18 protein-coding genes are annotated in these 24,921 nt (G+C 45.7%); 9 read left to right on the top strand and 9 right to left on the bottom strand.

Translation table 11 applies throughout. The annotated features are described in order from the left end of the window. Positions 1-5 precede the first annotated feature (5 nt). The 4 genes from NDK19_RS03020 to NDK19_RS03005 are packed head-to-tail and all read right to left on the bottom strand — an operon-like array spanning position 6 to position 6,159. Positions 6-3,053 (bottom strand): efflux RND transporter permease subunit, encoded by a 3,048-nt coding sequence (locus NDK19_RS03020; RefSeq protein ID WP_250630357.1) that lies wholly within the window; start codon positions 3,051-3,053, stop codon positions 6-8. Between the two features lie 12 nt (positions 3,054-3,065). Continuing rightward, positions 3,066-4,127: an efflux RND transporter periplasmic adaptor subunit gene (locus tag NDK19_RS03015; RefSeq protein WP_250630356.1), complete on the bottom strand. Its 1,062-nt coding sequence runs from the start codon at positions 4,125-4,127 to the stop codon at positions 3,066-3,068. Positions 4,128-4,140: 13 nt separating this feature from the next. Beyond that, positions 4,141-5,499: a TolC family protein gene (locus NDK19_RS03010; protein ID WP_250630355.1), complete on the bottom strand. Its 1,359-nt coding sequence runs from the start codon at positions 5,497-5,499 to the stop codon at positions 4,141-4,143. A gap of 48 nt (positions 5,500-5,547) precedes the next feature. Further along, the gene (locus tag NDK19_RS03005; RefSeq protein WP_250630354.1) at positions 5,548-6,159 is read right to left on the bottom strand and encodes a TetR/AcrR family transcriptional regulator; all 612 of its coding nucleotides are present in this window, start codon (positions 6,157-6,159) and stop codon (positions 5,548-5,550) included. A 272-nt stretch (positions 6,160-6,431) separates the two neighbouring features. Between NDK19_RS03005 and trxB the strand changes: the two genes are divergently transcribed. The 3 genes from trxB to pheA all read left to right on the top strand — a co-directional run bounded on the left by trxB (position 6,432) and on the right by pheA (position 9,790). After that, a complete protein-coding gene (gene trxB, locus NDK19_RS03000; protein WP_250630353.1) occupies positions 6,432-7,370 on the top strand; it encodes a thioredoxin-disulfide reductase in 939 nt (312 codons plus the stop codon). Positions 7,371-7,437: 67 nt separating this feature from the next. Continuing rightward, positions 7,438-8,682, top strand: a complete 1,245-nt coding sequence (locus tag NDK19_RS02995) for a M23 family metallopeptidase (RefSeq protein ID WP_250630352.1) — start codon at positions 7,438-7,440, stop codon at positions 8,680-8,682. A gap of 28 nt (positions 8,683-8,710) precedes the next feature. Continuing rightward, positions 8,711-9,790 (top strand): prephenate dehydratase, encoded by a 1,080-nt coding sequence (gene pheA, locus NDK19_RS02990; RefSeq protein WP_250630351.1) that lies wholly within the window; start codon positions 8,711-8,713, stop codon positions 9,788-9,790. A 4-nt stretch (positions 9,791-9,794) separates the two neighbouring features. Here the strand turns inward: pheA and NDK19_RS02985 are convergent, their stop codons facing one another. Continuing rightward, positions 9,795-10,433 (bottom strand): MarC family protein, encoded by a 639-nt coding sequence (locus NDK19_RS02985; RefSeq protein ID WP_250630350.1) that lies wholly within the window; start codon positions 10,431-10,433, stop codon positions 9,795-9,797. 114 nt (positions 10,434-10,547) lie between these two features. Here NDK19_RS02985 and NDK19_RS02980 point away from each other — a divergent pair, with 114 nt between their 5' ends. Further along, entirely contained in the window at positions 10,548-11,039 is a 492-nt protein-coding gene (locus tag NDK19_RS02980) for a 3-isopropylmalate dehydratase small subunit (protein ID WP_250630349.1), read from the top strand. After that, complete coding sequence (locus tag NDK19_RS02975) at positions 11,020-11,529, top strand: hypothetical protein (RefSeq protein ID WP_250630348.1); 510 nt, start codon at positions 11,020-11,022, stop codon at positions 11,527-11,529. The genes NDK19_RS02980 and NDK19_RS02975 overlap by 20 nt, the downstream gene beginning before the upstream one ends. 88 nt (positions 11,530-11,617) lie before the next feature. On the opposite strand, the gene NDK19_RS02970 is transcribed toward NDK19_RS02975, so the two are convergent. Continuing rightward, positions 11,618-12,238, bottom strand: coding sequence for a deoxynucleoside kinase (locus NDK19_RS02970; RefSeq protein ID WP_250630347.1), 621 nt, complete (start codon positions 12,236-12,238; stop codon positions 11,618-11,620). Between the two features lie 285 nt (positions 12,239-12,523). Between NDK19_RS02970 and NDK19_RS02965 the strand changes: the two genes are divergently transcribed. Genes NDK19_RS02965 through NDK19_RS02955 form a run of 3 tightly spaced genes read left to right on the top strand, consistent with a single transcriptional unit; the run spans position 12,524 to position 16,840 of the window. Beyond that, entirely contained in the window at positions 12,524-13,984 is a 1,461-nt protein-coding gene (locus tag NDK19_RS02965; RefSeq protein WP_317207149.1) for an FAD-dependent oxidoreductase, read from the top strand. A gap of 21 nt (positions 13,985-14,005) precedes the next feature. Then, complete coding sequence (locus NDK19_RS02960; RefSeq protein WP_250630346.1) at positions 14,006-15,124, top strand: hypothetical protein; 1,119 nt, start codon at positions 14,006-14,008, stop codon at positions 15,122-15,124. A 30-nt stretch (positions 15,125-15,154) separates the two neighbouring features. Further along, on the top strand, positions 15,155-16,840 hold the full coding sequence (locus tag NDK19_RS02955; RefSeq protein WP_250630345.1) for a GAF domain-containing protein: 1,686 nt from the start codon (positions 15,155-15,157) through the stop codon (positions 16,838-16,840). Here NDK19_RS02955 and NDK19_RS02950 read toward each other — a convergent pair. Together NDK19_RS02950 and NDK19_RS02945 are read right to left on the bottom strand one after the other, a co-directional pair. Next, the gene (locus tag NDK19_RS02950; RefSeq protein WP_250630344.1) at positions 16,837-17,307 is read right to left on the bottom strand and encodes a flavin reductase family protein; all 471 of its coding nucleotides are present in this window, start codon (positions 17,305-17,307) and stop codon (positions 16,837-16,839) included. The genes NDK19_RS02955 and NDK19_RS02950 overlap by 4 nt on opposite strands. Before the next feature lie 8 nt (positions 17,308-17,315). Continuing rightward, positions 17,316-18,968: a S41 family peptidase gene (locus NDK19_RS02945; RefSeq protein ID WP_250630343.1), complete on the bottom strand. Its 1,653-nt coding sequence runs from the start codon at positions 18,966-18,968 to the stop codon at positions 17,316-17,318. Positions 18,969-19,115: 147 nt separating this feature from the next. Here NDK19_RS02945 and uvrA point away from each other — a divergent pair, with 147 nt between their 5' ends. Continuing rightward, entirely contained in the window at positions 19,116-21,962 is a 2,847-nt protein-coding gene (uvrA, locus tag NDK19_RS02940; protein WP_250630342.1) for an excinuclease ABC subunit UvrA, read from the top strand. Between the two features lie 257 nt (positions 21,963-22,219). On the opposite strand, the gene NDK19_RS02935 is transcribed toward uvrA, so the two are convergent. After that, positions 22,220-24,847 carry an AAA family ATPase gene (locus NDK19_RS02935; RefSeq protein WP_250630341.1) on the bottom strand — a complete coding sequence of 876 codons (2,628 nt, stop codon included), beginning with the start codon at positions 24,845-24,847 and terminating at the stop codon, positions 22,220-22,222. Between the last annotated feature and the right edge of the window lie 74 nt (positions 24,848-24,921).

The raw sequence follows: 24,921 nt of genomic DNA, 5'->3' as shown, positions 1-24,921 counted from the left end.
GCAGGTCAGGCTTTTGTAACAATGCGCGGCGGCAGCAACTTGTACATAACGGGCGTTACCAACCGTGAAAGCAGCGTAGAGCTAATCAATCCGCCAATCAGCACCAATGCCAGCGGCGAATACAAAGGGCTGTACTCCAATACTAAGGGAATAAGGCCGCCGATGGCAGTCAATGAGGTTAGCACGATGGGGACAAACCGAATCTCGCCCGCTTTCTGGATGGCTTCATCCAATGGAAGCCCTTCTTCGCGCAGTTGGTTTGTAAAATCAACCAATAAGATGGAATTTTTTACCTCTATACCAACAAGTGCTATTAATCCGACTACGGCTGTAAAGGAGAACGTATTACCGGTCAGTAAAAGTATCATAATAGCACCAATAATACCCAAAGGAATGACCGAAAGCACAATGAAAGTACTTTTGAAGGTTTTAAATTCCAGCACCAGAATGCCAAAGAAGCCGAACGCTGTAATCAATATGATAGTACCAAGGCCGCCGAAACTTTTTTCTTTGTTTTCCTGCTCGCCTGCCACCATGTAGGTATAGCCTTTTGGCCAAGGGTAACTTTCCAATTTTTTGACAACTTCCTGATTCACATTATCGGTCAGATAACCGGTGGTCAGATAAGACGAAACCGTTACAAAGCGCGTCCTGTTGTAGTGGCGAATCTGATTGGGCGATGTTTCCATCTGAATGTCAGCCAGTTGTCGCAAAGGAATAGCCGTTCCCTGAATATTGTTCACGTACAATCGGTCAAATACGCTCAAATCTTGCACGCTTCCGGTTTTGGCAAGCGTGAGTTTGATATTGGCTTCTTCGCCCGCATCATCGCGGAACTTACCAATATTTAAGCCCGCAATACCCAGACGAATCATGCGGTCAATTTCGCTGACAGGCACACCCAACATTCCCGCTTTGGCCTTATTGGCAACTACCCGCAAATCTGTGGGCATCGTTTTGATGGGATTATTGACATAAATGGTGCCTTCGGTTTCCAACAATATTCGTTCTATTTGTGCTGCCAGAAACTGCAAGGTGTCTAAATTGTCGCCCATGATGCGGTATGCCAGCGGTGCTTCCAACGGCGGGCCTTGTTCAAAATCTTTTACCTCAATGCGTGCATTGGGATAATTGGCAAGTTTCTGCCGCAAAGTATCTATTAGCGCTACTTTTTCCTCTGTACGCGTTGTATTGAGTTGAACAAATACTTGGGCAAAATTTTCAGCTTCTTCTCTCTGAACTACATTGTAATAAATACGCGGGTTGCCTTTTCCTACATTAGTGGCAAAATTTTTTATCTGTGGATAGGTTGTCAGTATGCTGTCCACATATTGCGTGATGCGGTCTGTTTCTGCCAGATTAGTGCCTACCGGCGTTTCTACATTGATAAGAAACATGGGCTTTTCCGACTTGGGAAACAGGCTGAAACCCACCAACGGGATTAACAACAGGCTGCCGCCAAAAATAAGTGCTGCTGCCAATAAGGTTAATGCCGGATGTTTCAGTGCCCAGTTCAGCGCACGGCTGAACGAACCGGAAATTACCCATTGCAAACCGCGCATGAATCGGTTGCCGCCTTGGCTATGGTGCTCCGAAAGCAGCCTGCCCGAAAGGAAGGGAACGATTGTTAAGGATACTATCAAAGATGCAATGACAGTAAAAATTACTGCCGCAGGCATACTTCTGATAAAATCTCCGGCAGATTCGGGCAAAAACATTAACGGCATAAAGGCAAAGCACAATGTAGCCGTACACCCTACAACCGCCAACCCAATTTGCTTAGTACCCATAATGGCTGCCTCCATACGTGAGTGGCCTTCGCGCATATAGCGCTCAATATTTTCTACTACTACAATACTGTCGTCTACCAGAATGCCCAAGGCGATAATCATTCCGACAATGCTGAGTTGATTAATGGTAAAGCCAAAGACGTTGAGCAAAATCAAGCCAATGGCAAGCGAAAGCGGAATGGAAATCATTACCACTATTGATGCCCGATAGCCAAGCGGCAGCAAGGTAATAAGCACTAACCCAATGGCAATCATAAAATCAATTCCAAATCGGGAGAGTCGCTTTTCAACACTTTTGGTTTGGTCAAAAACTTTGGCAAAGGCAATATTGGACGGTAATTCTTTTTGAAATTCAGCGACAATAGGTTCTACCAAATCTCTGACTTTCAGGATGTTTTGGCCGTCTTTTTGCGCAGCGGTTACAAAAACCGAACGATGGCCGTTGTATCGGGTCAGGTGTTTTTCGTCTTCATAGTCGGTGTGAACATCGGCAATATCTTTCAGGTAAATAACCTTAGTGCCGTTGCTGCCGACTATGGTATTTTTGATTTCCTCTATTGACTCATAATCACCGCTGGATTTGACGTTGAACTTGCGCGTTCCTGCACTCAGGCTGCCACCGGGGATGTTCAGGTTTTCACTTTGTATGGCACCAATCACTCTTGAAACAGGAATTTTTTGCTGTGCCATCTTTTCCAAATTCAGTACTACCTCCACCTCATTGGCAGGATAGCCCCATGTTTTGACTTTTTTGAGTGCAGGAATTTTTTCTAAGCGTTTTTCCAATTTTTCCGACCATTCCCGCAATTGCTCGTAAGGAGCATTGGCACTTATAAGAGCAAACTGATAAATATTTACATCTGAAGGCGATATTCTTCGCACCTCAATGCTGAAAATATCGCTTGGTAAATCTTTGCGCGTTGCTTCTACCTCGCGTACCATTTCCTGATATTTGGTATCAGGGTCTTCGCTGTAAAGAAACTCAACATTGATAAGGGCTAAACCGTCGTATATGGTGGATTGTATCCGCTTCAAGTTATCTAATTCGCTGATGCGTTTTTCCAATGGATTCACCACCAATTCTTCCATATCGGCCTGACTTGTGCCGGGATACACCACCACTACCGGAAACTGAGGGCTTTGCAGCTCCGGGTCTTCTCCGCGTGGCATATTAAACAAGGTAAAAATACCCAGTGATAAAACGCCCAAGAATACTACCAGCGTAAACTGATAGTTTTTGACTGCATATTCTGATATCTTCATCTTGCCCGAACGTTATGGATTGATAGAAATATTTGCATTTTCGGTCAGATATGCTGAACCTGATGTGATAATTTTTTCATTACCCTGCAAGCCGCTTGCGATAAAAGCCTCAGCATTGCGAATAAAAGCAACCTTAACGGGTAATTTTTGTGCTTTGCCATTTTTAGGAACAAACACAAAAGCCTCATTGCCTCTGCCTTCAATAATGGCATCAATCGGGATGGCGACCAACGACTGATTGATAGTCGGTGTAATGGTTACGGTTGCAAAAAGCCCTGTAACCAATACAGGAACATTGCCGGCTGTCAATTTTATTTCTACTTGATAAAGGCTGTTGGAAGGGTCGGCGGCTTGTGCCAAATTGCTGACCTTGCCGCTCCACTCTTGCCCCGGGTATGCATCAAAGCGCACAACAGCCGGGTCGCCTACTTGCAGGCGTACTCTGTCCTTATCGGCAACGCCTACACGTATGACATAGCTTTGCGAACCTGCTGCCTGCAAAAAGAGCACGGGCGTACCCGGGCCTACTAACTCTCCTTCATTCATCAGCTTGCGGATAATTTTTCCTGAAGAAGTTGCCCGTATTTCGGAATAACTTTGGTTGAACTTTGCTATTTCCACGTTTTGTCGGGCAATATTGTAGGCTGTGGTTACATTTTGCAATTGCTCCAAAGTTGCCACACTGTCTGCATAGAGGCGTGTGATACGTTGCAGGTCGCGTTCGGCTTTAGCAAGTCCTTCGCTCGCTTGCGTGGCTTGTGCGTTAATTTCAGTCAGGTCAAGCGAAGCCAGCAGTTGCCCTGCCTGTACACCCTGCCCTTCTTCTACATAGATTTTACGGATGATTCCGCCCGTTTTGAATGAAAGGCGCGCTTCGTTCTCCGATGCGACCAGCCCGGCAGCGTTGATGGGTTCGGAGATTTCACGAACTTGCGCCACGGCAAGTTTTACGGGAATAACCTCACCTTTGGCAGGTGGTTCGTTGTGGTCGTTGGCTGATTTCTGTGCCGCCTTATTATCCGAGCAGGCAAAGGCTATGGAGGACAGCACAAGTAAATACAATATTTTTTTCATGGCAATAAATTTTTTATAATGGATAGGAAGCCTGCGCACGTTCTATTTCGGCAAGCCTGATTAAAATATTTTCCTGAGCAATGGATAATTGCAATTGAGCATTGAGAAGTTGGGTTTGTGCATCGAGCAACTCAATGTAGTTTGCCTGACCTTCGCGGTAGCGTTTGAAGGTGTCGCCGTAGAATCTTCGTGCGCTAACTACTTGTGTTTCATTGGCCTTATAAACCTCTACTGCCGTCCGATAACTGTTAATGAGTGTTTGCAACTGAAGGCGCAGTTGGTCTTCTGCATAACTTTGTTGCGCTTGCAAGGCCGATATATCGCGCTCCGCTTGTTTGATTTTATTGACATTTCGGAAGCCCGAAAAGATGGGAATATCTATTGTCAAATTAAACAACAAGTAGCGCGTTTGGTCATTGAAAGCAAAATCGAAGCCCTGTGAACCCAAATCCAACGCAGCCCCGACTTTGGGCAGCCAGTAACTTCTGTTGAGCCTCAGCGCAAATTGATTGATGGTGATTGCACTTTGCAGTTTTTGAAGTTCCTCACGTGCAGCAATGCTCGTGTCGGAGGCCACAATCGTTGTGAGGTTGCTGCTGAGCAAGGTATCGCGAAGTATCTTTTCATCTAAATTTCTGTTAATCAAGAAGTTAAAATAAGCTGCTGCATTGCGCTCATTGTTTCGTACTTCTTCGGCCTGTGCTTTTACTTTTGCAATTTCGCTGTCTATACGTGCCAAAACGCTTGTATTGACCATGCCGTTGCGCACCAAACTTTCATTAACCCTTCGGTTTTCGGCCAACAAGGCCAGTGCATTTTCATAAATTCCGATTGCCTGCCCCGCCTGCAAGTAGCGATAGTAGGCGGTTTTGATATCGGCTACCAACTGACGCTTATACACGTTCACTTCTGCCTGCTGGAAGCTGATTTGTTCCTTTTTTATTAGACGATTGTAATAAATTTCTGCATTGACAAGCGGAAGTATGGTTCTTATTTTTACATCATAGAAATTACGCGGAAAAAATTGCTCGTTCACATTGGCAATTTGCGGAAATTGATTGCTGGCAGTAAGTCTGTTGAGCGTACTGTAAACAGGATTGAGCAAATCGCCAACGGGAAAGTTAATGCGACGACCACCTGTTGCGGTTGTGTAAGTGCTGTTAATGGTAGTTTGCGGTAGAAAAAGCCCGCGCGCTTCCTGTAGCGCATACATGTTTTTTTCCAATAAAAAGTTTTGTTGCCGAACGGCATCGTTGTTTTGCAAACCTTCTCTGATGTACTCCTCCAAAATACTTCCCTGTGCAGCGGCAACGGTTGCAAGCAATTGAAGCAAGCAAAGAGTAAATGCAGCCTTTTTAAGGTGTAGGTTCATAATAAATAGGTGTTAATAAATAAACAGTGTTGGGTAGCAGTAAAAAAATTACGCTTTCATCAGGTCAATCATATTATCCAATGATTTTTCCAGCAGTGTCCTAAGGCTTTCTTTCGGATACATAATCAGTCTGTCGCGGATGGTCATTGACGTAAAACCGTGTATGAAAGAAAATATGCTGAGAGCAGCCACATCTACATCCATGGACTTCATCAATTTAGCTTCCATGCAGTTGATAATCGTGGTGCGCAGCAACTCAAACGAACGTGGCCCGCAGCCCCACTCTGCTCGGCTTTCTTTTATGGCTTCCATAGGCGCACGCATAATGAACATCAGGTCGTACAGCTCGGGGTTTTGAAAAGCGAACTCTATGTACAACTCTCCCATTCGGCGCAGTCGCAGCATTGGATTGGCAATTGTCTCCGCCGATGACATATGAGCAAAAAAGTTTTCAAATGCCCGCTCGTGGATGGCATAAAACAGTTCTTTTTTGTCTTTAAAGTACAGATAAATAGTAGCAGGGCTGTACTCTATTTTTTCAGCAATATTCCGAAGAGAAGTTTTTTCGTAGCCCTCTTCCAAAAACATGCGGGTGGCTGTTTGCAAAATCAGCTCGCGCATTTCCTGTTTTTCACGTTCTTTTCTTTCTAATACACCCATGTGTGTCTCCCTCTAAACAATGCACCGATGATTAGTGCCGTTTTTCAAGTAAACGCAAGACATATATTTAACACTGCAATTTTACTAAACACTGTTCATTTTTGCAAGCAATTGTTAAACTTTTTACATTAGGGCTCTTTACAAGTACTCCTACGGGTTATTTGTTACCGTAAGCCAATGATTGCGTTCGGTTTTATGCCCAAAAAAATTTACCTTTGCAATTATTGTTACGCGACTTTAACACCCTTCAACATAGTTAGGAAAACAAACTTATGACCCAAGAAACTACTAAATGCCTGATTATCGGCTCAGGCCCTGCGGGATTTACAGCAGCCATTTATGCAGCCAGAGCCGGACTTAACCCCATTCTGTATCAAGGCAGCCAGCCCGGAGGTCAATTGACTATTACAAGCGAAGTTGAAAATTACCCGGGTTATCCCGACGGTATTCAAGGGCCGGAAATGATGATGGATTTTCAGCGTCAGGCCGAGCGCTTTGGTACACAAGTTCGTTCAGGCATGGCCACCAAAGTTGATTTTTCTGTTTACCCGCATCGGGTAACTATTGACGATTCGCACGTGATTGAGGCTTATACCGTTATTATTTCTACCGGTGCTTCTGCCAAATGGCTCGGTTTGCCGGCCGAACAAAGGCTTAACAGTCGCGGAGTATCGGCATGTGCTGTTTGCGACGGTTATTTTTACAGAGGCAAAGATGTAGCCGTAGTAGGCGGTGGCGATACGGCCGCAGAAGAAGCCACTTACTTGTCTAAACTTTGCAAAAAAGTATATCTGCTGGTGCGCAGAGGCGAAATGCGTGCTTCTAAAATTATGCAGGAGCGCGTACTCAATACTCCCAACATAGAGGTATTATGGCATACGGAAACTGCCGATATTTTAGGCGAAAACGAAGTAGAGGCCATGCGCGTGCGCAATGTACAAACCGGCGAAGAGCGTGATATTCCCATTCAGGGCTTCTTCGTGGCCATTGGTCATCAGCCCAATACAGATATTTTCAAAGGCTTTATAGATATGGACGCCAACGGCTACATTAAAACTAAGCCGGGCTCTACTCATACTAACATAGAAGGCGTTTTTGCAGCCGGCGATGCACAAGACCACGTATATCGACAGGCAGTAACTGCGGCAGGTACGGGCTGCATGGCAGCGCTGGACGCCGAGCGCTTTCTCGCTGCAAAGGGCTTGCACTAATCTGTGCGCCCATCCATTTGCCCCTCTCTAACAAACCCTATGTTTTGTTCACTACAAATTATGCTTTATGAAAAAAAGCTTCACTATCACTTTTTATCTTTTGCTGATATTATTCTTGCCAACAGAAATGCTGCTGGCACAGAAAAAAGCAACAAAGAAAGAAAGTTCCGGTGATTTTATAGAGTTTACTATACCCGGTAGCCGGTGGAAGCCGTCTGATGAAGCATTAATTAACGGTAAACGAACCAAAGGCTTTGAAAAAGGACAGGGCGAAAACAGTGTAACCGATACGCTGATAGCCAATGGAAACGGCAGTGAACGAATCAAATACTTGGCAACAGGTGGTTCAAGCGGCATACAAGACGGCAATGCAGCACAGTCGGAGCAGATGCGAAAAGCACTTCGCAACTATCTCCAAACACGAGGCTTCGACAACGATTCATTGATTATCAAAGACTTGTTCAACGAAAATCGCCCCGCACTTGATTTTCTGGACTTGGGCATGAAACGCTCACTGCTCAGGGAAGATACAACCGACCTCTACGACGTGGCAGAAGAAGACATCGTTATCGTATCGGAAGAAGTCAATATTGATTCCACATGGGTAACTATCAGCGACTATTACTCCATTTGGGATACAGAGGTCATCAATCCCTACAAATTTGATATCCGCCAACTGCGCGATACGATACCGCTGGTGCTGTTCGATTCGCTGAAAGAGCAGCGGTGGTCGCCGCCCTTGGCAAGCATTAAACTTACGTCGGAATTTGGTATGAGAGGCTGGCGATGGCATCATGGCGTAGATTTGGACTTGAACACAGGCGACCCCGTCTATGCCTCGTTTGACGGCGTTGTGCGCATCAGGCGCTATGAGCGCGGGGGATACGGAAATTTTGTGGTATTGCGGCACAGCAACGGACTTGAAACACTCTATGCACACCTGAGTAAACAAGTACTGCAAATAGGCGATACCGTTTCCGCTGGACAGCTCATAGGGCTTGGCGGCAGCACAGGACGCAGCACAGGGCCTCACCTTCACTACGAAGTGCGATACAACGGCTACGCATTTGACCCTAAATATATCTACGATTTCGAGAAGGGCACCATCATTAGCAACATCTTTCATCTCAGCCCGGAGCATTTCCAACACCTGCTTAATCAACGGCAGGTTGTTTCCCACATTGTAAAGCGCGGCGATACGCTTTCGCGAATTGCACAAAAATACCGTACTTCTGTGCGTCAATTGATGAAACTTAACGGCCTGTCGGCCTCAACAATGCTCAGACCGGGCAGGAGAATCAGAATCAGATAAAAGCTAAATACGCACGGCTGATTTTTTCATGGAAAAGAAATTAACAGAAATTAGAGAGCAAATTGATGCTATTGACAATCAAATGCTCACCCTGCTTAACAAGCGCATGGAACTTGTGCGGGAAGTAGGGCATCTGAAACGAAGCAACAACGCTGTTATTTACAGGCCTGAACGGGAAAAGGCCATTTTAGACCGACTCAATAAAATCAACACCGGCCCTATTGCTCCACAAGCAATAGAGGCCATTTTTTTGGAAATATTTGCAGCCAGCCGACACTTCGAACTGCCCGAACGGGTAGCATATCTGGGGCCGGAAGGCAGTTTTACGCATCAGGCAGCCGAAAGCCGCTTTGGTGCACTCAGCGACTATGTTTCTTTAAGCACCATCCAGTCGGTTTTTGAAAGCGTAGAAACAGGCAGGGTGCGATTTGGAGTTATCCCGATTGAAAACAACCGAGAAGGTTCTGTACACGAAACCATAGACTTGCTCATCAGTTCCGATGTGCGAATTGTAGCCGAAGTGCCGTTAGACATTCACTTCACTTTTGCTTCTATGGAAGACAGACTCTCGCATATCAAAAAGATTTACTCAAAAGACATTGCTTTTAGGCAATGCAAACGCTTTTTAGACGAATATTTTGGCGATAGCAATGTGGAGCTAATCCCCGTAGAGTCTACTTCCAAAGCAGCCAAGTTAGCCTCGGAAGAGCCCTATGCAGCAGCAATATGCGCACGTGTGGCCGCTACTATCCACAAACTTCCGTTGTTGTTCGAGAACATTGAAGACAGCGTATATAACCGCACCCGTTTTCTGATTATCAGCAAAGATTTTAACAACCAGAAAGCAGCAGGTTCAAAAACAAGTCTCATTGTTAAGTTAGACAACGACACCAAAGCAGGTACTTTGGCAAGTTTTCTCAACGACTTCAACGAGGCAGGCGTTAATCTTACCAAAATAGAAAGCCGCCCTGCCAAGCAAAAAGGAAAGTTCAATTACTGGTTCCTCATAGATTTTGACGGGCACTGCGAGGATGAAGCAATTGCACCTATTTTGGCTAAGCACGGCGACCATATCAAACTATTGGGCAGCTATGTAAAATTAGTTTGACATTTTAGCCCACATTAAATATACTGCGTAAAATCGGGCGCAGGCCGCTGAAGAAAAATTCAACTGCAATTACCATCACTATCAGCCCCATCAGGCGCATCAGTATTTTATTGCCTGTGTCGCCGAGGGCTTTGCTGATGCCTGCCGAGCCCCAAAGCACTACGAAGACAATAGCATTCACAAGTGCCATCATACCTATGAGCACTGCTTTTTTCTCAAAAGTACCGGCGCTTTCCATCAGCACAATGGAATTGGTAATGGCACCGGGGCCGCATATCATCGGGATAGCCAGTGGCGTAATGGAAATATCGGTTACGTACTGCCGCACATCTTCTTCACTGACTTTCATGCGGGAAAGGCGCGCCTGCAACATCTCGTAGCCCATCGAGAAAAAGATAATCCCTCCTACTACTCGAAAACTATCAGCAGAAATGTTAAAAAACTGAAACAACAACTTACCTGTAAATGCAAATGTAACCATGGTGATAAATGAGGTAAGCGCAGCCTTGCGTGCTGTTTTGGTTTTGGCAGCACTATCCAAATCGGCAGTCATGGTCATAAAAACAGGCATCACCCCAATTGGATTGAGAATGGTAAAAAACGAGGTGAAGCACAATAAAGCAAAAGCTGTTAAGTCAGACATACGTGTTTATGGGTTTTTCAGTTCCGAAATTAGGTAAAAGCAGCCAGACAATGCTTCTTTTGCGGGAAACCGCTTAAATTTGGAAAAAAACATTTTTACAGCAGCAGACAGATTATGATAACAGGATTTGCACACGCCTATGGCGATAATATCGATACGGACAGAATTATTCCGGGTAAATATACTAAAACACTGGATATCAGCCAGTTGGCTTCACACGTATTAGAAGACCTCGACCCTGATTTCCGTACGCGTATGCAGAAAGGAGATATTATTGTCGGCGGAAATAATTTTGGTTGCGGCTCTTCGCGCGAACAGGCACCGGTGGCGATTAAGGCGGCAGGTGTTTCGGCTGTAATTGCACGATTTTTTGCACGGATTTTCTATCGCAATGCCATTAATATCGGGTTGCCATTGTTGGAAATCCCCAAACATGACATCGAAACGGGGCATGAGTTGGAAATTAACTTGGCCGAAGGAACCGTACTCAATAAAACTACGGGTAAGTTGCACCGTGCAGCCCCTCTGCCGCAAGTAATGATGGATATTCTTGCCGAAGGCGGATTGGTGAACTACCTGCAAAAGCATGGCGACTACAAACTTTAAATACAGGGTAGCAAGCGGGCAAACCACGCGACAGTGGCGGTATCACTATACCTATTATTACCCGTGGTTGCAGCAGTATGAAAATGTTATCAGCGATTATCACACCGACGGCGGGCAACATCTTTCACTGACAGCCAAACGGCTGCTGATTGAGGCCAAATCGCTTCGGCGGAATTTACCTTTGCAAAAGATAAAAGGGTTGAATTTGCAATTCAAGCGGCTGACTTTTCCGCTGATTATCGGGGCTGTTGTCGGCAGTTTTGCTGCACTGGCTACCTACAAAAGTATTTTAGGCTATTGGATAGGTACATCGCTGGCTATCAGCGGGTTTATTTTGGCTTACTACGGTTGGTTGGGCAGTTGGCAAATCAATGTTGAACTGACGGGCAACCATGTGTTGCACTACTTTACCGACCGCCGCAATGACCGCCTCGATGAGTTTGTTGCCGCGGTAAACCGACAATTGGAATGGTTTAAAACCGATTCCTGACAGGATTTCGGAGTGCGGATTTGGGATGTCGGATTAAAACCGCGCAGCAATCCTTTGCGGCAAAACAGCATGTTCTAATGCAAGCAGGCTATTTGGTTTTTACCGCGCCTAATTTACTGTCTATCAGCTCGAGCACATAGCGCAAATCTTCCTTGCTCTTGCGCCAGTCCAAATCATTGGCATCAATCGTAAGCAGTTCGGAGAAATTGTAATGCTTAAAATATGCATTGTAATGTTGATTCAGCGCTTCCCAATAGTCGCGCGGCACAACTTGCTCAAAATCTCTGCCCCTTTCTTTGATGCGTGCAATGGCGTTATCCGTCGTAATATCCAGATAGACCATCAGTCGGGGGCGGCTGACATGCTCCAGCATATTGTGCAGCAGTTCTTCGTAAAGTGCAAACTCTTCCGACGACATATTGCCGCCCAGCATCAGCAGTTTGGCAAAAATCACATCGCCGTAAATGCTTCTGTCCATCACACAGCCGCTGAGTTGCGATGCCTCTTTTAACATGCGAAAACGTTTGTTCAGAAAATACACCTGCAAAGGAAAACTGTATCGCTTTTGGTCATAGTAGAACTTGTCTAACAACGGGTTGTCGTCCACAGGTTCGCGGAAAAACTCCAGCGCAAATTCTTTGGCAACAATCTCACCAAGGGTTGTCTTTCCGGCGCCTACGACACCATCAATACAGATAATGGATTCCATTAATTGCTTGTTTAACAGGGTTTTGCAAAAAAAAAGCTCGTAGTACTGCTCCATTGGGTTGGCATCAGGAGGGCAAAGGTATACAAATAAGACCGACCTAAAAAAGTAGTTGTTTAATTGCAGGTTTGAATAAATTGATTAACTTGATTAACTATTTGCAACCGGCGCCTTGCAACTTACTGACAAACAGTTTTTTAAATAAATACCTGTAAAATAATGGAAAATGAAAATTCGCATCCGCGGCGGCATTTTATTAAACAAATAGGCCTTATCGGACTTGTTACGATGAATGACGTTTCTGACTTGCTTGGCCAATGTGCGGCTCAAAAATACGATTTGATTGTTGTTGGGGCAGGAACTGCCGGAATGCCCTGCGCCATTACGGCAGCCGAACAGGGAGCTAAAGTACTGGTGATTGAGAAGGCCGACAAAATTGGCGGGACTTTGCACCTTTCGGCAGGTCATATGAGCGCCGGAGGAACGCGGCGGCAAAAAGCCATGGGCATAGACGACTCCCCCGAAAAACACTATGAAGATGTGATGCGGGTGTGTAAAAATACCGCCGACCCCGCGCTGGTAGCATTGGCAACCCGTGAAGCGCCCCACACCATTGACTGGCTGGAAGATTTAGGATTCCCCTTTGAGCCGACAACTCCCAAATTGGTATTCGGGCACGTCCCCTACCAAACGCCCCGAACCTATTGGGGAACGGATGCCGCACGCTCTATTTTCCAAACCATATTACCGCTATGGGAGAAATATGTAAAATCTGCCCATATTGAAGTGCGCTTGCAACACCAATTAACCGACCTGATTGTCCATAAAAATCAGGTAGTGGGTGTGCGAGTGCGCCATAACAAAAATAAAGTTGATTTTTTTGCAAAAAACACAGTACTAACGACCGGTGGCTATGCATCCAACCCCGAATTTTTTGCAAAAGTACATCCCGAAAGACCGCGTTTATTGAGTACCGCGGCGCTTACATCTACCGGCGATGGCATTATGGTTGCTCAAAAAGCAGGTGCTGCTTTCCGCTGGGCCGAAAAACATATTTCCAGTTTAGGAGGTGTGGAATTGGAGCCCGGCTCGGGCAGAACCGACTATTGGAACGCATGGGCAATGGTGTTTACCTCTAAATACCGCCCGCCACGAGAGATTTATGTGAATGCGGAAGGTAAAAGATTTCTGAATGAGGATGAATTAGACCCTGATGTACGCGAACGAATCATTGCCCGCCAGCCCGGCGAAAAATTTTGGCTTATTTTTGATGACCCGTCTATTGATGATGGCGAACCCGTCATTCGCGGTTGGAAACCTGAGCAGATAAGAAAAGCCGCCCTTGATGGTAAATTTATTCAACAAGCCGACAGCATAGAAACATTGGCCGCCAAAACAGGCATCCCAACAGAGGCTTTGAAAAAAAGCGTAGAGGCTTATAACAAAGCCGTTGCCGAAAAAAATGACCCTGAGTTTGGCAGGAGCACTCTCACACATGCTATCAGCAAAGCGCCTTTCTATGCTATGCTCAGCTATACCTCTTCACTGATAAGTTTCGGCGGCCTGCATGTCAATGCCAACCTGCAAGTACTTGACAGACAGGGAAATGTTATTAATGGGCTGTATGCTGCGGGTGAGGTACTCGGAGCAGCGGCAACCAGCGGCAATGCATTCTGTGGCGGCATGTTAATTACACCTGCGCTGAGTTTCGGGCGCATTCTTGGAAGACAACTGGGAAAAATAAGTTGATTACCTTAAAAACATCTACTCATGAAAAAAATATTTGCAGCAACAACTTTACTATTAATGGTCGGATATGCGGCCATCGCTCAACAAAACATGCAATTGCCCGATACGGGCATCAGCGGGGTTTATGAAGTAATGGTCGGCACCGACCGTCCGCAGTTTCACATTCGCTACTTTGCCGAATTCGGATTCCGCGTGGTGGACAGTGCAGTAATAACTGCGGCGCAAGCAAAAGCCATCTACGGCGTTGATTCACCTTTAAAAAGTTACAGATTGCAAAATGGTGAGGTGGACAGCCACGGCCTGTTGCGGCTGCTGGCATGGGAAAAACCTCTTGGCCCTGGTGTGGGCTATGGTATCCCTGAAACCATCGGGCAACGCATGGCTGTTATGATGACCAAAGACATCACCCGCATTGTAGATATTTATCAGTTAGAACGGGCAAATGGCGAAAAATGGCTGCCCATAGAACCTATTTTTGACGACCTCTACAACCTGAGCAGCGGTAAACCGGGCTTTTTTAACCGTCCCGCAGGCGTTCGGGAAACGGCTATTTACGGCGAGTGGTTTGTGCATGTATTTTTTCAGCGCTACGGCTACCAAATCCCGGGCTACGGCACCATTAACCCCAATGCGCCTCTTCAAACCAGCGAATTTACCCACCACGATTTCATTATTAAAGGCGATATGGCGGCAGTTACGCGCTATTACAGCGAAGCCTTGGGGCTGCAACCCGAAGAACCTGCTCCCGTGATAGACGGTGATTGGCAAAAAGGCCCCCGCCGTGTATTTGATATGCCGCAAGGATACAGCCATTACTATCGCGGCTTTGTTTCGCCCAATAATATTTGCGGCAAACTCAAATTTTTTGTACCGCGTGCCCCTAAGCCCGACCGCAGCGAAAATCAACGCATTGGCGAATTAGGTATCACCCTCCATTCGCTTTACACCCCCAAACTGAACATGGTTTACGAACTGATTAAAAAACAACAAATTAAATCTTCCCCCATTCAAAAGAACGAATTTGGCGAAAACAGTTTCGTTTTTACGGGGCCGGACGGTGTTTCGTGGCAAATAATTGAGAAAACAAATACTAAATTTAAGCCCGAAACCAAGCGCGAATTTAAGCCTACCGGGCAATAATTCGCCGTCAATGAACACAGTACAACAGACATGAGCAACTTTCTGAGTAAACTGACCGAGGTAGGCACAACCTACATAGACGACAGCGATATCCTCATGCGGGTTAAAACCGCTAACTTTTCTATCATTATTTCATTTTTTGCTTATTTGCTTGGAGGAGGTATAGCCTCATATTACATACCCCAATTAACAGTAGTTGTTACTTTTGATGTATTATGCATCATATTGTCATATGTCATAATCTTTACAGGTTATCATTTGGCAGGCAGGCTACTCTTTATTAACGCCTTCTTTTTAAGCATACTTATCATCCACATAATTCTTGTTAAGGAAAATGAATTGCCATTGGCAATATTAGGCATTATTATTACTGCCTTTTGGATTTTACCGTGGAATATTTTTTCGTATGCCAAAGAGAGAGCGCCACTATTGACATCAGCAGTATTCGGCGTAGCAGCTGTTGTTCTACTGCCTTTCTCCAATGATTGGATAGAAATTCCCGATATAAATAACAGTATCCTGCAAGAACCATATTTTTTTCTTTTGCTGATATTTCTGAGCGCTATCATCAACATGGCATCTATGCTGATATTTGTGCGCCTGAATGAAAGCGATAAAAGAAAAGCAGAGAAGCTGCTAAAAGAACTCAGCCGTCAAAAAGCATCGGCCGAACAAACCAATCAGGAACTACTCGCCTCTCTTGCAGAGTTGAAAACCCTGCAAGCAAGCGAGGAAATTCGCAAAAAAAGTATTCTGCATCAGGCTGAACTTTCCGATGTGCTGCGCGCCTACAGTCAGGACTTGGAGAAAGCCTGCGACAGGGCTATTTCGTTGATTACACGCTACATAGATGCCAATGCGGGTGCGCTGTTTTTGCACGAAGAGGCAGGCAACCATTCTTACTTAGAAATGATTGCCTGCTACGCAAACGGCAAGCGAAAGTACATTTCTAAAAAATTTTCTACCTCAGAAGGATTGGTTGGACAGGTTTTCATGGAAAAAGCGCATATTATCGCCAATAATATACCGGAAGAGCATATTCAGATTGCCTCCGGCCTTGGCGAGCTTGCCCCTACTCATCTGCTTATTGTGCCAATGCTCCAAAATGACATAGTAATCGGTGTCATGGAATTTGCCTCGTTCCGCCCTTTTGATGCGCTAATTGTAGAAATGGCGGAAAGATTGGCTAACATAACAGCCTCTATTATCATTACTACGCGCATTAACCAGCGTACACAAGAACTCCTCGAGCAAAGCCAGCATCAGACCGAAGACCTGCGTGCCCGCGAGGAAGAAATGCGCCAAAATATGGAGGAACTCGCCGCTACGCAAGAAGAAATGGCACGTATTAATGATGAATTATCCAACAAAAGTATAGCAGTTAATATCTTGTTGGGAGTGGTAGAAATAGGTATTGACAAGAGGATTTTGAGTGCGAATGACAACTTTGCAGAAATAATCGGTTATACCAAAGAAGAATTATTGGAAATGACTCATGCCGACCTCGTACCGTTTGATGTATATGAAAAACAGGAGTACGATATGTGGTGGGACAGCCTGATAGAAGGCAGGTTTTTCAACGGAAAATCCATCAGAAAAACCAAGAGCGGCAAAAAAATCACACTTAACTGCTGCTACAGGCCTGTCTTTTCACCAACAAACAGGGAGATAATCAAAATAATAAAATATTGCTACCCCGTTACGATGCAGTTTTAGCGAATCAAACCTGCATCTTTCAGATATTTGTATGTAAGTACCTCTTTTTCAGGGTTTAGAACTACCTGCCGTATGATACGGCAGGTGAAAATTTCGTGGTCGCCGGAGTCTGCCGTGTCGTGTACTTCACAGGCTACATAACCGATGGCTTCCGTAAGATACGGACAACCGCGTTCATCTATTGCATGAGGCAGATTTTTGAACTTATCGCTGTTGCGGCCGCTTTTTCTACCCAATTTGTTAATCAAGTTTTTTTGCTCCATACTCAACAGGTTGATATTGAGTATGCCACTTTGCCGTACCAGCTCAATGGTGTAATCAACTTTGTAGAGAGCTACGCTTAAAAAAGTCCCCTTCATGCCGCTTTGCATCATCCATGTGGCAATATTTGCATTTTTATTGCCCGCATAAACGGTAGTAACGGAGTGGACTTCATAGTTTTTGAATTTAAGCAAGGAGCGCTTCATACAAGTTGTTAATTGATTTCAACAGGTTCACCTTTCTCTATTTTACCGGCAACATCAAACAGTGTCAGGGCTTTTTGCACGACTTTGTCTTGCTGATTCATCACGCGGTAGAAGCCTTCTTCGCCGTATATACCTCTGGCAATCAGCGCTTTTATCAGCGTAGTGAAGTATTTTTTCGATTTGTTCCACTGTGCGGCATTGAAAGTCAGCTTTTCTTTGTCGGCTGCCTCTATAACCGATTGAAGCATGGCATCAGATACGTTAAACTGTTCTAAGAAAACAGAAAGCGGCTTGCTTTTCCAACTTGCCTGATGATTAGCGATGTAGTTGGAAGTAAACTCCCGATGCAGATTGGCGCTCAGGATGCTATTCAGGTAAGGGGTTTGATAAGAAGTATCGGAAGGTACGAAGACATCGGGCATGATGCCGCCGCCGCCGTAAACGGTGCGCCCCAACGCAGTTTTATACTTCAATTTTTCATCAAATCGGTTGCTGTCGGCAACGAACAACTCGCCATGTGCCAGCCTGCGGGAGAAATCGTCGGCATATTGTTCTGCTTTTCCGTCTTCATACGGTTTTTGAATAGAGCGCCCGCTTGGTGTGTAATAGCGGGAGATAGTCAGGCGCAGTTCCGAGCCATCGGAAAGCATGATGGGACGCTGCACAAGCCCCTTGCCGAAAGAGCGCCTGCCGACAAGTAAAGCGCGGTCATTGTCTTGCAGCGCACCTGCCACAATTTCGGATGCGGATGCGCTTTCTTCATTTATGAGCAGAATAACAGCGCCTTTCTCAAACAAGCCGTTGCGGTAAGCATGAAACTGTTCGTCTTGTGAGTCATCGCGGCCATCTGTGTACACAAGCAGTTTATCGCCGCCGATAAACTCATCGGCAATTTTAACCGCTCTGTCCATATACCCCCCGCTGTTACCGCGCAAATCAAATATCAGTTGTTTCATGCCCTGTGCAGTCAGTTTTTCCAGAGCCACCTTAAACTCATCGTAAGCACTCTCACCAAAGCGGGCAAGGCGTATATAGCCTGTTTTATCGGCAATCATGTAAGCAACTTCAAGGCTGTATTGCGGAATTTTGTCGCGTGTCAGCACATAGCTAAGCGTATCTCTAAACCCTTTGCGCACAATTGCCAAGTTTACTTGGCTTCCTTTTTTACCCAGCAATTTGTCATATACCATTCGGTTGGTAAGCCCGATACCTGCAATGCGTTCGCCGTTCACATACACAATTTTATCTCCTGCCCTGATACCGGCAGCTTCGGCAGGGCCTCCTGCCAGTGGAAGTTCTACTTGAAGCGTATCGCGCAGGATAGTGAACTGAACGCCGATGCCTTCAAAATGACTCTTCAACTGATTGCCCATGATTTTCATGTCTTTGGCCGGTATGTAAACTGTATGCGGGTCTAATTTTTCCAACATGCGTTTAATGGCATAATCGGTCAGGTCGTTGGTGTTGGCAGAGTCCACATAGTACTTGTCTATGTAATTCAGTATCTCACGCAGTTTGTTGGAGTTATTGATTACATCTCCCGTGGATTTGCCCGAGTGAGAACCAAACATTTTTGCGCCGATAAAAATGCCTGCACAAATGGCAAGGGCTATAAAAACAGGAACTCGTACCATCAATTGGGAATAACGACTATCGCTCATACGGCAAAAAACAGACTTATAATGCTATAACTCTAAAATTAAGCAAATGTATGACAGTTACCGTGCTTTTTGGTGAATTAAAAACAAACACGGCTTATTTTACTCTGAATCATCGGCTAAATTTGCGGTTTCAACCACCTTACAGGTATGTCGGCACAAAATGGTAAGCCCTCCGGTAGCAAAGAAGAACTGATTGAAATCTACGGCGCACGCGAGCATAATCTGAAAAATATTGACGTAACCATCCCTCGCAATCAACTGGTTGTCATTACAGGCATCAGCGGCAGCGGGAAATCATCCCTTGCCTTCGATACTATTTACGCAGAGGGGCAGCGCCGTTATATGGAGAGTTTTTCGGCATACGCGCGCAGTTTTATTGGCAATATGGAGCGTCCCGATGTTGATAAAATCAACGGATTAAGCCCTGTAATCTCAATTGAGCAAAAGACAACCTCGCGCAATCCGCGCAGTACAGTCGGTACTACTACCGAAATTTATGATTTTATGCGTCTGCTGTTTGCCCGTGCAGGAGAAGCCTACTCCTACGTTACAGGCAATAAAATGATTCGGCAAACGGAAGACCAGATTATCGAACTGTTGCTTTCCGAATTTGCCGATAAAAAGTTGAGCATTTTAGCCCCCGTAGTCAAAGGCCGCAAAGGGCACTATCGCGAGCTGTTTGTTCAGATTAGCAAAATGGGCTATAACAAAGTTCGTGTGGATGGTGAAGTGATGGACATTACGCCAAAAATGCAGCTTGACCGCTACAAAATTCACGATATAGAAATTATTATAGACCGCGTAATTGTTCGTGAAGCCGACCGTTTCCGCATCACACAGTCGCTGAAAACAGCACTGAAAGAAGGCAAAGGCATTGTGATGACACTGGACGAGAACGGTCAAACCCGTTTCTATTCCAAATACCTGATGGATCCTGAATCGGGGATTGCCTACGACGAGCCCGCGCCCAACATGTTTTCCTTCAATTCGCCCTACGGCGCATGTGAAACCTGCAACGGGTTGGGTGTAATTGAAGAATTTACCCGCAATTCCGTTGTTCCCGATGAAACGCTGAGTATCAGCCAAGGTGCTATTGCTCCTCTGGGCGAATATCGCGACATCTGGATTTTTAAACAGTTGGAAAGCATCCTGAAAAAGTACAAACAAAGCATCAGCACACCCTTCTACAAGCTGCCCGAGGAAGTAATTCAGGCTATTTTTTACGGTACGGGCGAAGAAATTCCCGTCAAATCGGTCAAATACCCGGGGCAGGACTGGTACACAAAGTTTGAGGGTATCATCACATTTTTGCAAAAGCAATTAGAACACGGCGGAGAAAGCACCTCGGAATGGGTGAAAGAATTTATGGAGTCTAAAACCTGCCCTACCTGCAACGGTGCGCGCTTGAAAATTCAGTCGCTGCATTTCCGCATTGCCGATAAAAATATTGCGCAACTGGCCGAAATGGATATTCGCGAACTGTCGGCATGGTTTGCAGAGCTGCCCCCTCGTCTTTCCGAACGGCAGCGCGTCATTGCCGCCGAGGTACTCAAAGAAATTAACAAGCGCATAGGCTTTTTGAAGGATGTAGGGCTGGAATACCTGACGCTGAACCGCACCATGCGCACGCTTTCAGGGGGTGAAAGCCAGCGGATTCGTCTGGCTACGCAAATAGGCACGCAGTTAGTCGGTGTATTGTACATTTTGGATGAGCCAAGCATCGGCCTGCACCAGCGCGACAACATGAAACTCATCAAGGCTCTGAAAGACCTGCGCGATTTGGGCAATACCGTACTTGTGGTAGAACATGACAAGGACATGATGCTCGAGTCGGATTATATAATTGACATAGGCCCCGGGCCGGGTATTCATGGCGGCAGAGTGGTAGCAGCAGGCAGCCCGAAAGAATTTTTGGCACAAAAAAGTCTGACAGCCGATTTTCTGAGCAATCGCCTGCAAATAGTCTTGCCCGAAAAGCGGCGCAAAGGCTCAGGCCATTCGCTGGTATTGAGGGGCGCAAAAGGTCATAACCTGAAAAACGTAACGCTAACACTGCCTCTGGGCAAAATGATTTGCGTAACAGGCGTTTCGGGCAGCGGTAAATCGTCGTTAATTCACGAAACCCTCTACCCTATTCTGAATCGCCACTTTTTCAATGCCAAAAAAGAACCGCTCAGCTATGAAGCCATTGAAGGGCTGGAACACATCGACAAAGTTATTGAAATAGACCAAACTCCCATTGGGCGCACCCCGCGTTCCAATCCGGCGACCTACACAGGCATGTTCACCGACATTCGGAGTTTATTCGCCGAGTTGCCCGAGTCTAAAATCAGGGGCTACAAGCCCGGGCGCTTTTCGTTTAACGTTAAGGGCGGGCGCTGCGAAACTTGCGAAGGGGCAGGTAAAAAAACAATTGTGATGGAATTTTTACCCGACGTATTGGTGGACTGCGAAACTTGTAAGGGCAAGCGCTACAACCGCGAAACATTGGAAGTACGTTTCAAAGGTAAATCTATTGCCGATGTGCTGGACATGACCGTAGAGCAGGCCGTAGAATTTTTTGAATTTCAGCCTTCTATCTTGCGCAAGGTTAAGGCGCTGAACGATGTCGGTTTGGGTTATATCACACTGGGGCAACACGCCACCACGCTCTCCGGAGGAGAAGCGCAGCGGGTAAAACTTGCAACCGAATTGTCAAAAAAAGATACGGGTAATACACTCTACATCCTCGACGAGCCGACAACAGGCCTGCATTTTCAAGATATCCAACACCTGCTCGACGTACTCAATAAACTGGTGGACAAAGGCAATACCGTACTGGTTATTGAGCACAACATGGATATGATTAAAGTAGCAGACCACCTGATTGATTTAGGGCCGGAAGGCGGCGAAAAGGGCGGCAATATCATTTTTGAAGGCACACCCGAGGAAATCATCCATCATCCGACCAGCTACACAGGACATTTCCTCAAAATTGAAATGGGGATTCAGTAAAGAAGCCATTTATAGACAAACCTGAAGGGGCTGATAGAACATTTAGGTTTAAACCCTTGTTTTTCAATAATTTACACAAAAATCTTTCGCAAAATCTGCTGCACTTTTGTATATAATCACAGCGGATAAGCGTTGCGATATTTGCATATGTAACTTCGGCGTAAATGTGTGTGCGTTTTACTTTGCTCAACTGCTTCACATAAAAAGTCCGACGGAAATATTCCCGTCGGACTTTTTATTGTGATTGCTGATTTTTTTTATCGGAAACCGATTTTCCGTTGTCCCATCAACGATTCTTCGTCGGCACTGATGTTTTGCATATCGCTCAGGATGACGGTTTGCAGTGCTTCTTCGGTGCGCGCACTTCGGTCAAGGGTGGTCATGCGCAGGTGTTGCTTGCGAATAACTTCGCTGATAAACTTGCGCACCGAGCGGGCATTGCCGAAATATTTATCGCGTTTCTCATGCATCAGTTGCAACTGTCGGCGCAAATATGCCTGCACTTCCTCATCGGCCAAATGCAGGTTTTCCGAAGCCAGCATAGCAACGGCAATCTGATACAGTTCGTCTACGGAGTAGTCCGGGAAAATCATGGTTTTATCGAACCGAGATTTTAAGCCCGGGTTAGATTCAATAAATCTGTCCATATTTTCAGGGTAGCCGGCTACTATAACAATGAACTCACCGCGTCTGTCCTCCATTTGCTTCAAAATGGTTTCTAATGCTTCGTGGCCAAAGTCGTTACCGATTCCGTTAGATGCAAGTGCATAGGCCTCATCCACAAACAATACGCCTCCGATGGCTTCGTCTATTTTTTCTTTGGTTTTCAGTGCTGTTTGGCCGACAAAACCTGCCACTAATGATTGCCTGTCGCACTCTACCAGCTGTCCGCGTTCCAAAATGCCCAATGCCTTGTAGATTTTGGCGATAATTCTTGCAACAGTTGTTTTGCCTGTACCGGGATTTCCTTTGAAAACCGTATGCAGCGAAAAGCGATTCAGAATGTCCCTGCCGGTTTCTCTGTAAAAACGGACTAACTTTATCAGTTCGTGAATCTGATTTTTAATTTCCGTCAGGCCAATCATGCTGTTGAGCTCGGAGAGTGCCTCTTCCAGCATCATTTCGTCTTCCTGAATATCGGGCAGCAATCGTGAATCTTGCTGGAAAATGCGCTGAATATCAACCAGTTCTACGGTTTGCAGCATATCGTGCGTAACGTCTGCATGGTTGCTTTGGCGCATCACACGCAACCCCATATTCATTTTGGCCTCATCAACCAGCGAATTAACTAATCGGGCGTTGCCAAAAGTGCGGTCGCGGCTGCGGAATTTTTCTACAATTTTTTTGTAGAGAAAATCAAAGGCTTCTTTGCTAAACTTAATCTGTCGCTGTTCGGAGGCTATTTCTATCAGTTTAAGCATTTCCTGCGGAACGTAGTCGGGGAAGTCAAAATACATTCCGAAACGGGATTTCAGACCCGGGTTAGCCTCCAAAAAGGTATCCATTTCTTTGGGATAGCCTGCTACAATAATGGCAATATCGCCGGGGCCGTCGGACATTTCTTTCACCAACGTTTCTATCACTTCATGCCCGTAGTCTTTGGTATCCTCAGGGTTGCGAACAAGTGCATAAGCCTCATCAATAAACAAGATGCCGCCGCGAGCTTTGTCAATCAGTTCTTTTACCTTCGGTGCGGTCTGGCCGATATACTGTCCGACAAGCTCTGCTCTGCCTACCTCATGTACGCGCCCATTGGAAAGCAGGCCGAGATTTTTGTAGATTTTACCGAGCATTTTGGCGATAGTGGTTTTGCCCGTTCCCGGATTTCCTTTGAAAACCGCATGAAGATTGATTTTGCGACTCTCATCAAACCCGCGACTTTTGCGCAATTGCAAAAACTTCAAGTAATGAATGTAGTCGTGGATGCGGGTTTTGATTTTTTGCAAGCCTACCAGATTGTCTAAGCGTTGCAAAACCACATCCATCGGCTCATCTACCTCCTCATCGGTAAAGGCTTGCTGCGGCGGATGTATGTCGTTACCGCGCAGCAGGGGGCTTTCGCCTCTTACGTAGCTGTCGCCGGTGGCAAAAGGCACAACAGCTACCAGATGATCCATAAAAATTACTTCTAAGGTGTACTTGTCCACATACCAAGAACCGCGCGTATCACTGCCCCAGCCGGTAGTTATGGTAACAGTGTCTTCTTCGGGGTTGATGCGCCGCAATTCGGTGGTTACGCCTTTGAGTTGTGCCGAGTCGTTGTAGAAATTGAAAAACAATTCGCAGTACCACGAATTACTTTGCATGTTCTGAAAAGTAAATTCGGCCCATACATAACGGGTATCTTTGGCATCAAACTGTGTGTAATAAACGCGGTCTTCCACACTTACGCCTTTGTTGGGGCCTTCGTAGAGTCTGATGCGCTCAATTTCAAAATACGGGTTCTCTGTATCGGAAACGGGGCCTCCGTTTTCTACATAAAATTTCTTTTTACCCACTATCTCATCGTCTATGCTGGCTTCCCACTGGTAGTCGCCGCGTGTCCAAAATACGCCCGGCGATTGGTTGCCCCAACCCTCACGTACCATGACAATATTGTCCTCTGCCGATACCCTATAATTATCTAACTTTATTTCACAGACTTCTTCGCGTTTATTTTTTTCGGTCAGACGATAGCAGCGGATGAGAATATTACATTCCCAATCTTCCTCATCAAACAGTTTATTGTAAAACGAAAGCTCGCAGTAAAGGTAAGTAGTCTCCATGTTTTCAAAGACTGTGCGGTATTTCTTCTTACCGTCGGCGAGCCATTCGGTAGAGCTGTAAACCTTTAAGTCTTTGAACTTATAGTTTTTGTCCAGCGTTTTTTTACTTCTGAAAATCATTGCCTGTTATTCTGATTGAAAAAAATTGACCGCGTACAAACGTTACCGAAATATACACAGAAATTATGATATTT

It is taken from the genome of Rhodoflexus caldus, from assembly GCF_021206925.1.
Lineage (GTDB): Bacteria > Bacteroidota > Bacteroidia > Cytophagales > Thermoflexibacteraceae > Rhodoflexus > Rhodoflexus caldus.
This window is presented reverse-complemented; position numbering and strand designations above follow the sequence as displayed.

Coding starts and splice junctions, on each gene's coding strand:
- NDK19_RS03015 (WP_250630356.1), bottom strand. CDS start 4,127: ATGAAAAAAATATTGTATTTACTTGTGCTGTCCTCCATAGCCTTTGCC.
- NDK19_RS02945 (WP_250630343.1), bottom strand. CDS start 18,968: ATGAGCGATAGTCGTTATTCCCAATTGATGGTACGAGTTCCTGTTTTT.
- NDK19_RS03010 (WP_250630355.1), bottom strand. CDS start 5,499: ATGAACCTACACCTTAAAAAGGCTGCATTTACTCTTTGCTTGCTTCAA.
- NDK19_RS02995 (WP_250630352.1), top strand. CDS start 7,438: ATGAAAAAAAGCTTCACTATCACTTTTTATCTTTTGCTGATATTATTC.
- NDK19_RS02985 (WP_250630350.1), bottom strand. CDS start 10,433: ATGTCTGACTTAACAGCTTTTGCTTTATTGTGCTTCACCTCGTTTTTT.
- NDK19_RS02965 (WP_317207149.1), top strand. CDS start 12,524: ATGAATGACGTTTCTGACTTGCTTGGCCAATGTGCGGCTCAAAAATAC.
- pheA (WP_250630351.1), top strand. CDS start 8,711: ATGGAAAAGAAATTAACAGAAATTAGAGAGCAAATTGATGCTATTGAC.
- NDK19_RS02960 (WP_250630346.1), top strand. CDS start 14,006: ATGAAAAAAATATTTGCAGCAACAACTTTACTATTAATGGTCGGATAT.
- NDK19_RS03005 (WP_250630354.1), bottom strand. CDS start 6,159: ATGGGTGTATTAGAAAGAAAAGAACGTGAAAAACAGGAAATGCGCGAG.
- NDK19_RS02955 (WP_250630345.1), top strand. CDS start 15,155: ATGAGCAACTTTCTGAGTAAACTGACCGAGGTAGGCACAACCTACATA.
- trxB (WP_250630353.1), top strand. CDS start 6,432: ATGACCCAAGAAACTACTAAATGCCTGATTATCGGCTCAGGCCCTGCG.
- uvrA (WP_250630342.1), top strand. CDS start 19,116: ATGTCGGCACAAAATGGTAAGCCCTCCGGTAGCAAAGAAGAACTGATT.
- NDK19_RS02935 (WP_250630341.1), bottom strand. CDS start 24,847: ATGATTTTCAGAAGTAAAAAAACGCTGGACAAAAACTATAAGTTCAAA.
- NDK19_RS02975 (WP_250630348.1), top strand. CDS start 11,020: ATGGCGACTACAAACTTTAAATACAGGGTAGCAAGCGGGCAAACCACG.
- NDK19_RS02970 (WP_250630347.1), bottom strand. CDS start 12,238: ATGGAATCCATTATCTGTATTGATGGTGTCGTAGGCGCCGGAAAGACA.
- NDK19_RS02950 (WP_250630344.1), bottom strand. CDS start 17,307: ATGAAGCGCTCCTTGCTTAAATTCAAAAACTATGAAGTCCACTCCGTT.
- NDK19_RS02980 (WP_250630349.1), top strand. CDS start 10,548: ATGATAACAGGATTTGCACACGCCTATGGCGATAATATCGATACGGAC.
- NDK19_RS03020 (WP_250630357.1), bottom strand. CDS start 3,053: ATGAAGATATCAGAATATGCAGTCAAAAACTATCAGTTTACGCTGGTA.